The organism is Wandonia sp., assembly GCF_984588085.1.
Map to the genome: position 1 here is coordinate 1 of NZ_CFIGVI010000012.1, position 13,540 is coordinate 13,540.

The window sequence follows — 13,540 nt, forward strand, 5'->3', positions numbered from 1 at the left end:
ACCCCTTTTTTATGATGTTTTTAATAAAACACTATAAAATAAGTAGTTAACAACGTAAGTCTACCATGTTTTAAACGGTTTTTTCACTAAAACTGCATTGGTATATCTAAAATCACTGGTTATTTCATCTCCCAACCACTCAGGTTTTGCAAACTCCTCTCCTTCTTCTGACAATTCTATCTCTGCAACAACTAGCCCTTCATTATCTTCTTCAAAGAAGTCAACTTCCCATAATTTACTTTTATATGGTATAATATACCTCTTCTTTATTATACGACCTTCCTTACATGTATATAATAAGTGTTCTGCATCTTCAACTGGAATTTCATACTCATACTCCGTACGACTGGCTCCCTGCTGTTCTCCTTTTATAGTAAGAAATCCTTTTTCTCCTTTTATACGAACCCGAATCGTTTGTTCTTTTTCGTTTTTCAAATACCCCTGAGCAATTGAAAACACCTTATCAAAGTTCTTTTTTCGAATTTCTTCACTGAGCTTGCTTTTATCAACCAAAAATTTACGTTCAATTTCAATTCCCATTTCTTCTACTATTATACTAGTGTTAATATATAAGCTACACCAAGAACAGCAGCTACCGAAATGATATTCATTATTACTCCGACTTTTGCCATCGTACTTACTCTGAGCTTACCGGATGAAAATACAATCGCATTAGGCGGGGTTGCCATAGGAAGCATAAAAGCACAGGATGCCGATAAAGTCACGGGTAAACATAATGCAAGAACCGGGTAATCCATTTTTATGGCAAGTTCTGCTATAATAGGAATCAATATTGTAACCAAAGCAAGATTAGACATCAGTTCGGTGAGAAATACTCCTGCAACGATCAGAATAAACAGCAACCAAAAATAGCTATCTCCCCCGTGTTCGCTAACCCAGTCTGCAAAAAGAGATAAAACACCTGCATTCGAAAGTGCTTTTGCCAATGCTAACCCTCCTCCGAAAAGTAATAAAATTCCCCAGGGAAGATTTTTTGTGTCCTCCCATTTCAGCACTCCCGTCTTCTTATCTTCCCCCTTTGAAGGAATAATAAAAAGTAATATCCCTCCTAGTATTGCAATTTGCGTATCAGTAACAGACCAGTCAAACGCCTTATTAATAAATTGCTTTACAATCCAAAGTACAGCTGTCAGAAAAAAAACAATTAAAACTCTTTTTTGATTCGTACTCCAGGGTGAGTTATCGCGAAAAGCAATTTCAACGTGTTCGTCCGTTTTCAAAAAAGTAGCTCTCAGGTAAAAGAATAAAGCAATAAGGAGTAAAACGGAAAAAGGAAGTCCTATTACTATCCAACTTAAAAAATCCACCTGTATATTAAAGTTATCTGCCAATATTCCACTCATCTGAACATTGGGAGGAGAGCCAATCAGCGTTGCTGTACCACCTATATTAGCTGCAAAAGCAATACTTAACAATAGGGCTGTCGAGAAACGTGATGAAAATTTACTCTCCGGAAGAACAGAAACGACTGTCATTGCCATGGGCATCATCATGATCGCCGTACCTGTATTACTCAACCACATGCTTAAAAAGGCTGTAGACAAAATAAACCCTAAAAGTACTCCAGCCGGAGTAGATCCGGTTTGTTGAACAATCATGGAAGCAATTTTCCTATGAACATTCCACTTCTCAATAGCTAACGCAATTAAAAAACCTCCTAAAAAAAGAAAAACCATGGTATGACCATAGGCCTGTGCCAACTCTTTGGTATCTATTAATCCAAGAGGAGGTCCCAGTAGAATCGGAAGCAAAGCGGTCGCATATAAAGGCACACACTCCGTAATCCACCAGTATACCATCCAGGCAGCTAAACCAATTGCATTATACAGCAGACTATTCTCACCAATAAAGAGAAAGGCTATAAACAGCAAAAAACCAATACACAGGTTCAACCATTTCATCCGGTTACTTCAGCTTGGTCATCAAATCAATCAATCTATTGGAATAGCCAGCTTCGTTATCATACCATCCCACTACCTTAATCATATTATCACCGATAACACTTGTCAGTAATGAATCAAAAATGCAGCTGTGCGGATTATCCAGAATATCAACAGAAACAACCGGATCTTCTATATAAGATAAGATTCCTTTCAGGTTTGTTTCCGAAGCCTTCTTGAAAGCAGCATTTATTTCTTCTACAGTCGGAGCCTTATCCACCACTATTGTTAAATCTGTCAATGATCCATCAGGAACCGGGACACGAATCCCACATCCTCCCATAAAACCATCTAATTCCGGAAAAATTCTGGTCAATGCTTTCGCTGCTCCTGTAGAAGTAGGAACAATCGACTGAGCTGCGGCTCGGGCTCTTCTCAAATCAGAATGAGGTGCATCATGAAGACGCTGATCAGATGTATATGAATGTACTGTTGTTATATAAGCACTCTTAATGGTACATATTTCTTTTAAAACAGCTACCAAAGGTGCTGCTGAGTTTGTTGTACAGGATGCATTTGACACGATTGTGTCTTCCGGCTCTAACAAATGATCATTGACACCAATAACAACCGTCTTTACATCGTCCCCCTTAGCCGGAGCACTTATAACCACTTTCTTAACGGTATCTCTCAGATGAAGAGCAGCTTTGTCTGAACTACGAAATAATCCGGTAGACTCCAACACATAGTCGACTTGTTTCGCTCCCCAGTTAATTTGTGCAGGATCTTTTTCTGAAGTAAAACTCAGTTTCTTTCCGTTACAAAAGTGTATTTCATTTCCATGTATTGTAAAATCATATTTCAATTTTCCGTGTACAGAATCGTATTTAAGTAAATGTGCCAACGTTTCAATCGGCGCAAGGTCATTTACCATCACGACATCCATATCCTCACGTTCCAAAGATAGACGTGTGAAATAACGTCCAATTCTCCCGAAACCATTCACTCCTATTCTCATAACCTATATATTTTGCGTTGAAATTAATGAAAATTGTGTGTTTAACAGATTTGTTTTCTCTTTTTCCTGACCTATATTTTTCATCGCAATACCCGATCCCTTTCCTTAATTAGTGAATTAATAGTATTTTTCGGGAAATTTTCAGTTAACGATATGTTCAGGTTAGTTTTCATTTTGTTTTTCTCTACTATTACATTCGCTCAAAATACAGACTCCCTTTTTATTCGTCGTATTTTTGACGCAGCTCTTTCTGAAGGGAAAGCGTATGAAGATCTTCGCAGCTTATGTAAAGATATCGGCTCGCGTCTTTCCGGATCAGCAGAAGCTGAAATGGCTGTTTACTGGGGCGAAAAGAAACTGCAATCTTATAATTTTGATACCGTTTACCTACAACCAGTCATGGTCCCACATTGGGAAAGAGGGACAAAGGAGTCTGCCTGGATCAAACATTCGGATGGCAAACTAAAAAAGGTATCCATTACTGCTTTAGGTGGCTCCATTGCTACAAACGGTAAGATGGAAGGTGAAATAGTTTATTTTTCTACCACTGACGAATTAAGAAAGGTACCAGATGGTACGCTTGAAGGAAAAATTGTTTTTATTAATCAACCAATGGATGAAAAACAGATTATTACTTTTCACGCTTATGGAGGCTGTTACCCTATGCGCAACAGCGGGGCAATCGAAGCTTCTAAAAAAGGGGCTATCGGTGTCATTATCCGTTCCATTGGTTCGTCAATTGACTATCACCCTCACACAGGATCCATGCAGTATGAAGAAGGCATTCAGAAAATTCCTGCTGCTGCTTTATCTACCGCAGAATCTGAATACCTGAAAGAGCATCTGCAAAAAGAGAAACTGTCCTTTGTCTTTGAAATGGACTGCCGGTCTTATCCACCAAAACAATCGTATAATGTGATTGGCGAAATTGCCGGAAAACACTATCCGAATAAGATAATTACAGTTGGTGGTCATCTTGACTCCTGGGATTTAGGAGAAGGTGCACATGATGATGGAGCCGGAATTGTTCATTCCATCGAAGCTCTTCGTATTCTGAAGGAACTTAATTATACGCCTATTCATACACTCCGGGTGGTTCTGTTCATGAATGAAGAGAATGGAAATATGGGTGGAAAAACATACGCTGCATCTTCTAAAGAATCAGGAGAAGAGCACATCCTGGCTATCGAAAGCGATCGCGGAGGCTTTGCTCCCCGCGGTTTTACACTTGACGGAACGCATCCTATGCTTCAGCTACTACAATCATATTCTAAGGTTTTAGCCCCTTATGAATTACATAAATTCGAAAAAGGTTACGGAGGCGTGGACATTAATCCTTTAAAAGATTATTTCCCCTCGATTTCCCTGATCGGATTTGTTCCGGATTCACAACGTTATTTTGATTTTCATCACTCGGAAGCTGATGTTTTTGAATCGGTTAACAAACGGGAACTGGAACTCGGTTGTGCGTCAATTGCCAGTCTGATCTATCTTATGGATAAAAATTTAGGAAACAAAAGCGCTACACACGGAAAGGATATCAATTAAGAAACCCGATATTTGCGCCAGAATAATTTTATCATGATACAATTACACAAACCTCTTGCATTTTTTGACCTGGAAACAACAGGTCTTGATATTACTAACGACAGAATTGTAGAAATAGCTATAATCAAACTATTGCCGGATGGCTCTTCTCTTACTTATGAAAAGCGTGTTAATCCTGAAATTGAGATTTCGGAAGAATCTTCCAAAATACATGGGATTACTAACGAAATGATTAAAGATGCCCCTACTTTTACTGATATAGCTGAAGAAGTAGCCGCTTTTATAGGAGATGCTGACCTGGCAGGGTACAATTCCAATAAATTTGATATTCCTGTACTCGCAGAAGAGTTTCTTAGAGCAGGAAATAATTTTGATATGTCAGCCAGACAATTTGTAGATGTTCAGAACATCTTTCACAAAATGGAACAACGTACGCTTGCGGCAGCTTATCAGTTTTACTGCAACAAGGAATTAGAAAATGCACATTCTGCTCTTGCTGATATAGAAGCGACTAAAGACGTATTCCTTGCACAATTGGATAAATACGAGAGTCTTGAAAAGGATATTTCATTCCTTGCTGATTTTTCCAGACAGGGGAGCAATAAAATCATCGATTTCGCCGGAAGAGTAGCTCTTAACAGTGAGGGTGAAGCGATATACAACTTCGGGAAACATAAAGGAAAAACAATCCGCGAGGTTAATGAAGAAGAACCCGGATACTATGGATGGATGTTGAATGCCAACTTTCCTCTATATACAAAGGAAGTTCTTCGACGTGAAATGGAAAAAATAAAGAGCGAAAACAAATCATCCGAAGCGACTAGTGGGAATCCTTCTCAGAAACCTCAGGTCAAAAGAAAAAAGGAACCTCAGGATAACTTATCCATGGATGAGAAAATTGCGGCTCTAAAAGCTAAATTTGGTAAATAATCATGTGACTATGAAGATCATTTGTATAGGAAGAAATTACAGCGATCATGCAAAAGAGATGAACGCTCCCTTACCTTCAAAACCTGTTTTTTTTATGAAACCGGATACGGCTCTTTTGCCGAAGCGTAATCCTTTCTATTACCCGGACTTTACAAAAGATCTTCATCACGAATTAGAACTCGTTGTAAGAATAGCGAGATTGGGGAAAAATATCTCTGAAAAATATGCACATGAGTATTATCATGAAGTTGGATTAGGTATTGATTTCACAGCCCGGGACCTTCAACAAGAATGTAAAGAGAAAGGACTTCCATGGGAGATAGCGAAGTCCTTTGAACATTCAGCTCCTTTATCAGATCGATTTGTACCAATACAAGATCTGGATCTCGATACTACTTCTTTTGAATTATATAAGAATGGTGTTACCGTTCAATCAGGTCATGTGAAAGATATGATTTTCTCTATAGACAAATTGATTGCTTATATTTCTCAATTCATGACATTAAAAATTGGAGATTTATTATTTACCGGAACTCCTGCGGGAGTGGGGCCTGTTCAGATCGGAGATCATCTGGAAGGGTTCCTGAACGGTGAAAAGCTGCTGGATTTAAAAATCAAATAAAGCTGTTTGCTTATTTTACACCAAATTTTTCCTGAACACGTTTAACTTGTCGCTCCTTCCATTGTACAGGAGTTACACCTTCAAATTGTCTGAAGACCCTACAGAAATAATTCAGACTGTTAAATCCACTATCAAAACAAGCCTGCGAAACTGACAGACCTCCTGCAAATAATTTGTGTTTGGCAAGTTGTAACCGCTCCCGGTTAATGAAGTGGACCGGAGATTCACCTAATTCCCGCTGAAAAGCACGAAAGAACTGAGCTCTTGACAAACAAGCCTGCCCTGCAAGTTCTTCTACAGACAAGCTCTTATGAATATTATTCCGAATATACTTTATGACATGAGCTAACCGATTTCGCGTACTTAATTTATCTATATTTTCCAACAAGAAATAACGCGCCTGGGTTTGCATAAGCGAAACAATAAGTTCTTTGGTCGTATTGCAGGCACGGAGTTGTTTTCCGAAATTATTGTCTACCATTACCCGAATCAGGCGATTCAGGTTTTGCTGCACAGAAGGGTTATTGAGAAGTAAAAAGCTTTCTTTACTCCAACTCCAAAGATCTCCCTCTGTTTTGGGAAAAAGTTCATTCAGCCAGATTAATGTTTCCTGAACAAACCCTTCACTGATTTCTAATGCCAGACACTGAGTAGGGTTACTTATATCTGCTTCGGGAAAATCAATGTACATCATTTCAGAGGATGGCATTATTATCGTTTGACCGGGAGAAAAGTCAAAGGGATCTTTTGATTTAAGATGCATCACTTTTTTTCCCTGAATCATACTAACAACTGTCGGGTTGTCAAATTGAAGGTCAAACTTAAATGCCTCCCGGCTGGTTTCAAAAACATTCAACAACGCATGATCTGCATGGTGTGCAGTCCGGTGTTCCACTTCATCTATGGGACTACTGAAAATTTTGTATTTCTCCTTTAAGTTTACACCCTCTAACATTTGTGATACAGATCAGTATTTATTATTCCCTAAGGTACTTACATCACAGAAAAAAAACAAACCTAAAAGCAAAATGATACTATTGTGCTATTCAATGCATCAATCCTGACATTCGAATACAGAAAATAAGGAGACATTTAGCTTTCGAACTTTAAACTCAAAACATTATGGAATCAGTAGAAAAAGAAAAAGTATCTACTTTAATGAAACGTCCGGACTTTAAGTCACACTATGATAATTACATCGGAGGGAAATTTGTTGCCCCGGTTGACGGAGGCTATTTTGAAGTCATCAGCCCACTTGACGGCAAAGTATTTACAAAAGTTGCCAGAGGAAAAGCGGCAGATATTGACCTTGCACTGGATGCTGCTCATGAAGCTTTCAAAACATGGGGAAAGACTTCTGTAGCGCAAAGAAGCAATATCTTACTAAAGATTGCCGACAGAATCGAAGAAAATCTGGAGTATCTGGCAGCTGTGGAAACAGTTGATAACGGTAAACCAATTCGCGAAACCATCAATGCGGATTTGGCACTTGTTGTTGATCACTTCCGTTATTTTGCCGGGTGTATCCGCGCTGAAGAAGGAACAGCATCAGAACTTGATTCAACGACAGTTTCTATGAATATCAAAGAACCTGTAGGTGTAGTCGGTCAAATTATTCCGTGGAACTTCCCGCTACTTATGGCTACATGGAAAATGGCTCCTGCGCTGGCTGCCGGGTGTTGTACAATCGTTAAACCCGCTGAGCAAACTCCTGTTTCTATCATGGTATTGATGGAGTTGATCGGAGATCTTCTTCCTCCCGGTGTATTGAATGTTGTAAACGGTTTTGGTCCTGAATGTGGGAAACCACTTGCGCAGTCTCCACGTATTAATAAAGTCGCTTTTACGGGTGAAACAACTACCGGGCGACTTATTATGCAATACGCATCTGAAAATCTCATCCCGGTAACTATGGAACTTGGAGGAAAATCTCCTAACATCTTCTTCCCCTCCATTATGGATGCTGACGATGAATTCTTTGACAAATGTTTAGAAGGAGCATCTATGTTTGCCCTTAATCAGGGAGAAATCTGTACTTGTCCCAGCCGTATTCTGATTCACGAAAGTATTTATGACCGTTTTATTGAGCGGGTAATTGAGCGCATTAATGCTATTAAGGTAGGAAATCCACTTGATTTGAATACCATGCAGGGAGCACAGGCTTCGCAGGATCAATTTGAAAAAATTCTGAACTATATTGAAATTGGAAAGCAGGAAGGTGCAGAAGTGTTGACCGGAGGAGCTCCCGTTAACCTAAACAGCGGTCTTGAAAACGGATATTACATTCAGCCAACTCTTTTGAAAGGGCATAATAAAATGCGTGTTTTTCAGGAAGAAATTTTCGGTCCGGTATGTTCGGTTACTACTTTCGCATCTGTTGAGGAAGCTATCGAAATTGCTAACGATACGCTTTATGGACTTGGAGCCGGAGTTTGGACAAGAGATGCTCACGAAGCCTACACGGTTCCCCGCGCTATACAAGCCGGAAGAGTTTGGGTGAATTGTTACCACTCTTACCCGGCACACGCTCCATTTGGAGGGTATAAAAAGTCTGGTTTCGGACGTGAAACTCATTTGATGATGCTCAATCATTATCGTCAAAACAAAAATCTTCTTATTTCTTACGACAAAAACAAGCTTGGTTTTTTCTAATCACCAATGATAATGTAAAGGGAGACTGGTTTCAGCCTCCCTTTTCTATAAACAATTATTATGAATAAATACAAACGCATATCAATAACTCCCGAGGCTACCGAACTTGTCAATCAGTTAAAACAGGAATTCGGAGAACTCATTTTTCATCAAAGCGGAGGTTGTTGTGATGGTTCCAGTCCCATGTGTTTTCAAAAAGGAGATTTTAAGATTGGAAATTCGGATGTTTTACTTGGAGAAATTAACGGATGTAATTTTTACATGAGTGCGGATCAATTTGAATACTGGAAACATACGCATCTGACACTGGATGTTACCAATGGTAGAGGTGCCAGTTTCTCACTGGAAATTCCGTATGGAAAACGGTTTCTTATTAAAAGCCGTCTGTTTACCGAAGAAGAAGCTAATAATCTGGAAGAAGTTCAACAAGGAGGATACTGACCGCTTAGTTCACAAAATCCCAACTCAACCCCAAACGCAGGAAAAAGGGACGTACCGGGTATCCATCGGCATAAAACCTGGGGGAATCATCCCATAAATTATTTAGTCCGTTAGCCGAAATAAAGAAACGAAAACGTTCTATCTCAAAGTTCAGGAAAAAGTCCAACTGTAATGAATTAATGGAGTTATTCTGCATCGCGTTCGAATAATAAAACAATCCCAGTTCGGGGATATAAGATGCGACTCTGTAATTTGGAATATAATTTACTTCTACTCCCGTGGCTATCTTTAATCGTTTAGCTTTAAACACAGGACTGTCAAAGAAGAAACGGGAACGGATACGATAATCAGGATGTTGCAATACACTTTTATCACTTACAAACAATTCGGCAGATGTATTACTCGAAAACTTCCAAAAACGAAGAGATGCTGATAAAGAAGGAGTGAACACACTTTGTGTACTCCCTGTTGCTGACCAGTTTCCATTTTCAAACAGATACTGATTATTAATTACGAGCTGCCGAATATTTACACGAACTTTCTGCTTTCCGGAAAACTCATAAAACACATTTCCAAAAATACGTTTTGTAGAGGTGGAGTTTGTATACGCGTTGGTCCAGTCAAAATGATTGGCACTGTATCTCATCTGAAAAGGTTCCAAAAAGTAATTTTCAATCAAAAACTCAGCCCCTACTCTGTTTTTTTCATTCCAGGCAAATGTCAACTTTGCTTTATCTGAAAATTCAAAAGGGTTTCCGGTAATAAAAAACCGGAAATCATTGTTTAATTGAAATTTACCGAAATTCCATTTTAGTCCTGAAACCAGGTAATTATCACTGGAAGCAATTCGGTTTGCGTGGTTGGAATAGACCCAGTAATCATAGGTATACCCCGCTGAAAAACGAAACTTCTCTTTGTTAAAAAGGATTCCGGCATCCAAAAGCAAATGCGGTTCCTGCCAATTATCACTCGTATACGTTGAACTGTAATTTGCATTATTTATCAAGGCTGTATCCGACAACGTTTCTTCATATCGTCTTTCATACACATACCAGGAAGGAGAAAAGTAGACATTCCAGGGACTGAGCGAATCCTTTCCCAACACCAAAAAGTTTTTACTGGTGATATACGCTCTCTGCACTTTTGCTCTTGCGTCATTTTTCTCCGTTTGGAACAAGTCAATCGTAAAAGGTTCCAGATCCTGTGCAGCAGTAACCCCTCCACTCTCTGAGTATTTATCATATCCGTAATAGGCATCCAGATACGATCGGAAATGATTTCCCCGATACGATAATTTCAAACTCAGATCGTTATTATTAACAGACATATTTCTCATTTGTCCGTTATCTGCCGAACGATGGTAGCGGAAAGACAAATTAACTCTGTTACCGAAATTATGCGTATAACGTAAATCCAGTACCTGATCTCCCCCTCCTCCAAAACTATAGAAGAAACCTACATACGGAAGAGCCGTGAAATGATAGTCCGCTTTGTAAAATGGACGCTCATCTGCAAAAAAATGTCTGTAAGTTCCCCAATCTTTAACATCTCTGAACTCGGGAAGATACGCTCGTCCATTATTGAATAAGGAAGGCTGATAATTATAATATGCTCTGTCAAGTGAATCGATATGGCGGGTTCCGCTCCTTTTGTCAAAAAGAACGGTATCCGCCTCAGGTTCCAGATAGTTTCGCTCATAAAAATTGTACTGGGCAACAGACATTCCCGAACACCATACAATTACCAATAACGCGAAGAGCTTTTTCAATGACATAAGCCTATACCGGATTATTTTCCGTTCAGTTCCATAGCACGCAGAGTATTAATCATCAACGAAGCAATTGTCATCGGACCAACTCCTCCGGGAACCGGGGTAATCGCACCACAAATATCTTTCACTTCATCAAATTTGACATCTCCTTTCAAACGCCATCCTGCTTTTTTTGTTGCATCGTCTACTCGGGTAGTTCCCACATCTATGACAACAGCACCCGGTTTTACCATATCAGAAGTAACAAAATCCGGCTTTCCAATAGCTGCGATCAGAATATCAGCAGACTTACACACTTCTTTCAAATTTGCCGTACGGGAATGTGCCAATGTTACAGTACAGTTTCCCGGGTTTGAATTTCTACTTAGCATGATACTGACCGGTGTACCTACAATAGTACTTCTACCCAAAACCACACAATGTTTTCCGGATGTTTCAATCGAATAGCGTTTCAATAATTCAACGATCCCTGCAGGTGTTGCCGGAAGAAAACAAGGTAATCCCAGCACCATCTTACCAATATTAACCGGGTGAAAACCATCCACATCTTTTGACGGGTCGATTGCCATGGTTACTTTATTCTCATCAATATGAGCCGGTAAAGGAAGCTGAACAATAAAACCATCTATCTGGTCATTTTCGTTCAAATCCTGTACAACTTTTAACAACTCTTCTTCAGTAATGGATGCATCGTAGCGTAACAAAGAACTTTCGAACCCTATTTCTTCGCATGACTTTACTTTTGCATTTACATAGGTAACTGAACCTCCGTCTTCTCCAATAAGAACCGCTGCCAAATGCGGAACTTTCATTCCGGATGCTTTTCGTTTTGCTACTGCTTCTGCTAATTCCGATTTTATTGAAGCCGCTGTGGCTTTTCCGTCTAAAAGTTGCATGCTCATCTCTGTTTTGCAGCAAAGATAATCAAATTAGGCATGTTTGAATTCTGTTTTTCATCAGGAGAGGAACAAATTATACGCAAATAATTACCTTTACAAATATGGAGGAACCCGAGCGAAAAATATACTCCCTGTCCCAGTTGAATCTATCTTTGGAGAAGTTCATTATGAAGCACTTTGGTTCCCGTCAGTTTTGGGTAACTGCCGAGATTACCAAAATCACTGAAAAAAGCGGACACAAGTATTTTGAACTCGCGGATTCAACTGACGGCCGATTAATCGCGCAGGTTTCTGCTTATATGTGGGCTGCTAATTTCCGAAATGTACAGGAAAGAGTCGGAAGTGATCTTGTTGCTATTCTTAAGCCGGGAAATAATGTACTCCTCCATATCAAAATTGAATTCCATAGTATCTTCGGATTAAAACTTAACATTCTTGACATTGATCCGACCTATACCTATGGCGATATTGAGCGCAAGAAACAGGAAACCATCCGAAAATTAAAAGAAGAAGGTATATTTCAAAAACAAAAACTATTGTATTTACCTACAATAGCCAAACGTATTGCCGTAATCGGATCTCCGCAGACTTCCGGATACCGCGACTTTATGAATGAGCTACGGCAAAACTCGGTCTATACCAACTTTGCTATCAAGACATTCTCTGCCAGCGTACAGGGTGAAAAAGCTCCGGGGGAACTGATTCATGCGATCCGTGAAGCCCGTCAATATGACGTTGATGTTATGGTTATCATTCGGGGAGGTGGCAGTAAGATGGATCTGAATATTTTCAATGATTATGCTCTTTGCAGAGAGATTTGTCTAACAACAATTCCCATTCTCACCGGAATTGGACACGAAACAGATGAAGTGGTAGCAGATTTAGTGAGTCGGTTAAACTGTATTACACCAACCGCTGCCGCTAAACATTTATATGTCCAGATTGCTGTATTCTCTTCCGAACTTCGCGCAGCTTTTGACGGATTAATCAAACAGTCCATGACTCAACTTAGTTTTGCTAAAGATGAATTTTCTCATCTCAGCAAGTATTTTCTGCATCACAGTCAGCGTCTTTTATCCGACTATCGTTCTTCTCTGGAAAGAAATACACACCAAATTCACCGACTCATTCATTATTTTATTTCCATTCACCGTCAGGATCTGGAGTTGTTTTTACAGAAAGGAAAGGGAGCTGCTATTCACAAAATAAGGCTGACAAGGGATATTGAAACTTCTGCACTTCTTGAAAAGATAGGTCTGTTAGGTACGAATTTTATCAACCAGAATCATCTGGAAGTAAAAAACCTTGAGCATCTTTTGGAAATTATTAATCCGGAAAAATTGTTACAATCCGGATATACGCTCTCTACGATTGATAATGAAGACCTCTACCAACTTACTTCAGATTTAGTTGGAAAGGAATTAAAGACATTGACAACACATTCATTAATTACAAGTATAATTAGTAAACAGGAACCCATTAAAAAAGACGAAAATGGCTGAAAAAACATACGAAGAAGCCCTCCAAAAACTACAGCAAATTGTGCGAAAACTTGAAAACAGAGAAGTTAAAATTGATGATCTCGCACAAACGGTTCTTGAAGCAAAAGAACTGGTTGAATTCTGTCGGGAAAAACTAAACAAAACAGAAGAAGAAATTAATAAAATAATCGCTCCGGAAAATAGTCAATCCGACGATGACCCTCTATTGGATTAATACAATCTTATTACTCATAATTATTTAGTTTCAGTCAGATTT

Annotated in this window: 13 protein-coding genes; 7 read left to right on the plus strand and 6 right to left on the minus strand. The window is 39.2% G+C overall.

From position 1 onward, the window contains the following. Positions 1–60 precede the first annotated feature (60 nt). From AC4PL9_RS06690 to gap, 3 genes are read right to left on the minus strand one after another with little or no spacing between them, the layout of a single operon-like run. A complete protein-coding gene (locus AC4PL9_RS06690) occupies positions 61–540 on the minus strand; it encodes a CYTH domain-containing protein (RefSeq protein ID WP_491603978.1) in 480 nt (159 codons plus the stop codon). Between the two features lie 11 nt (positions 541–551). Further along, positions 552–1,922 (minus strand): SLC13 family permease, encoded by a 1,371-nt coding sequence (locus AC4PL9_RS06695; protein ID WP_491603979.1) that lies wholly within the window; start codon positions 1,920–1,922, stop codon positions 552–554. A 4-nt stretch (positions 1,923–1,926) separates the two neighbouring features. Then, the gene (gene gap / locus AC4PL9_RS06700) at positions 1,927–2,919 is read right to left on the minus strand and encodes a type I glyceraldehyde-3-phosphate dehydrogenase (protein WP_491603980.1); all 993 of its coding nucleotides are present in this window, start codon (positions 2,917–2,919) and stop codon (positions 1,927–1,929) included. A 153-nt stretch (positions 2,920–3,072) separates the two neighbouring features. Here gap and AC4PL9_RS06705 point away from each other — a divergent pair, with 153 nt between their 5' ends. From AC4PL9_RS06705 to AC4PL9_RS06715, 3 genes are read left to right on the plus strand one after another with little or no spacing between them, the layout of a single operon-like run. Then, positions 3,073–4,467 carry a M28 family peptidase gene (locus AC4PL9_RS06705; protein WP_491603981.1) on the plus strand — a complete coding sequence of 465 codons (1,395 nt, stop codon included), beginning with the start codon at positions 3,073–3,075 and terminating at the stop codon, positions 4,465–4,467. 33 nt (positions 4,468–4,500) lie between these two features. Beyond that, complete coding sequence (locus tag AC4PL9_RS06710) at positions 4,501–5,397, plus strand: exonuclease domain-containing protein (protein WP_491603982.1); 897 nt, start codon at positions 4,501–4,503, stop codon at positions 5,395–5,397. A 10-nt stretch (positions 5,398–5,407) separates the two neighbouring features. Next, entirely contained in the window at positions 5,408–6,019 is a 612-nt protein-coding gene (locus AC4PL9_RS06715) for a fumarylacetoacetate hydrolase family protein (protein WP_491603983.1), read from the plus strand. Positions 6,020–6,029: 10 nt separating this feature from the next. On the opposite strand, the gene AC4PL9_RS06720 is transcribed toward AC4PL9_RS06715, so the two are convergent. Further along, entirely contained in the window at positions 6,030–6,974 is a 945-nt protein-coding gene (locus AC4PL9_RS06720) for a helix-turn-helix domain-containing protein (protein ID WP_491603984.1), read from the minus strand. A 167-nt stretch (positions 6,975–7,141) separates the two neighbouring features. Here AC4PL9_RS06720 and AC4PL9_RS06725 point away from each other — a divergent pair, with 167 nt between their 5' ends. Together AC4PL9_RS06725 and AC4PL9_RS06730 are read left to right on the plus strand one after the other, a co-directional pair. Further along, positions 7,142–8,671, plus strand: a complete 1,530-nt coding sequence (locus AC4PL9_RS06725; RefSeq protein WP_491603985.1) for an aldehyde dehydrogenase family protein — start codon at positions 7,142–7,144, stop codon at positions 8,669–8,671. A 60-nt stretch (positions 8,672–8,731) separates the two neighbouring features. Next, on the plus strand, positions 8,732–9,112 hold the full coding sequence (locus AC4PL9_RS06730) for a DUF779 domain-containing protein (protein WP_491603986.1): 381 nt from the start codon (positions 8,732–8,734) through the stop codon (positions 9,110–9,112). Between the two features lie 4 nt (positions 9,113–9,116). On the opposite strand, the gene AC4PL9_RS06735 is transcribed toward AC4PL9_RS06730, so the two are convergent. Then, a complete protein-coding gene (locus AC4PL9_RS06735; protein WP_491603987.1) occupies positions 9,117–10,886 on the minus strand; it encodes a putative porin in 1,770 nt (589 codons plus the stop codon). A gap of 14 nt (positions 10,887–10,900) precedes the next feature. Beyond that, positions 10,901–11,779, minus strand: a complete 879-nt coding sequence (locus tag AC4PL9_RS06740; protein WP_491603988.1) for a bifunctional 5,10-methylenetetrahydrofolate dehydrogenase/5,10-methenyltetrahydrofolate cyclohydrolase — start codon at positions 11,777–11,779, stop codon at positions 10,901–10,903. A gap of 104 nt (positions 11,780–11,883) precedes the next feature. On the opposite strand from AC4PL9_RS06740, the gene xseA reads away from it, so the two are divergent. Together xseA and xseB are read left to right on the plus strand one after the other, a co-directional pair. Further along, positions 11,884–13,284 carry an exodeoxyribonuclease VII large subunit gene (gene xseA, locus AC4PL9_RS06745; protein ID WP_343785722.1) on the plus strand — a complete coding sequence of 467 codons (1,401 nt, stop codon included), beginning with the start codon at positions 11,884–11,886 and terminating at the stop codon, positions 13,282–13,284. Beyond that, on the plus strand, positions 13,277–13,498 hold the full coding sequence (xseB, locus tag AC4PL9_RS06750) for an exodeoxyribonuclease VII small subunit (RefSeq protein ID WP_343785723.1): 222 nt from the start codon (positions 13,277–13,279) through the stop codon (positions 13,496–13,498). Before xseA ends, xseB begins: the two co-directional genes overlap by 8 nt. Positions 13,499–13,540 lie beyond the last annotated feature (42 nt).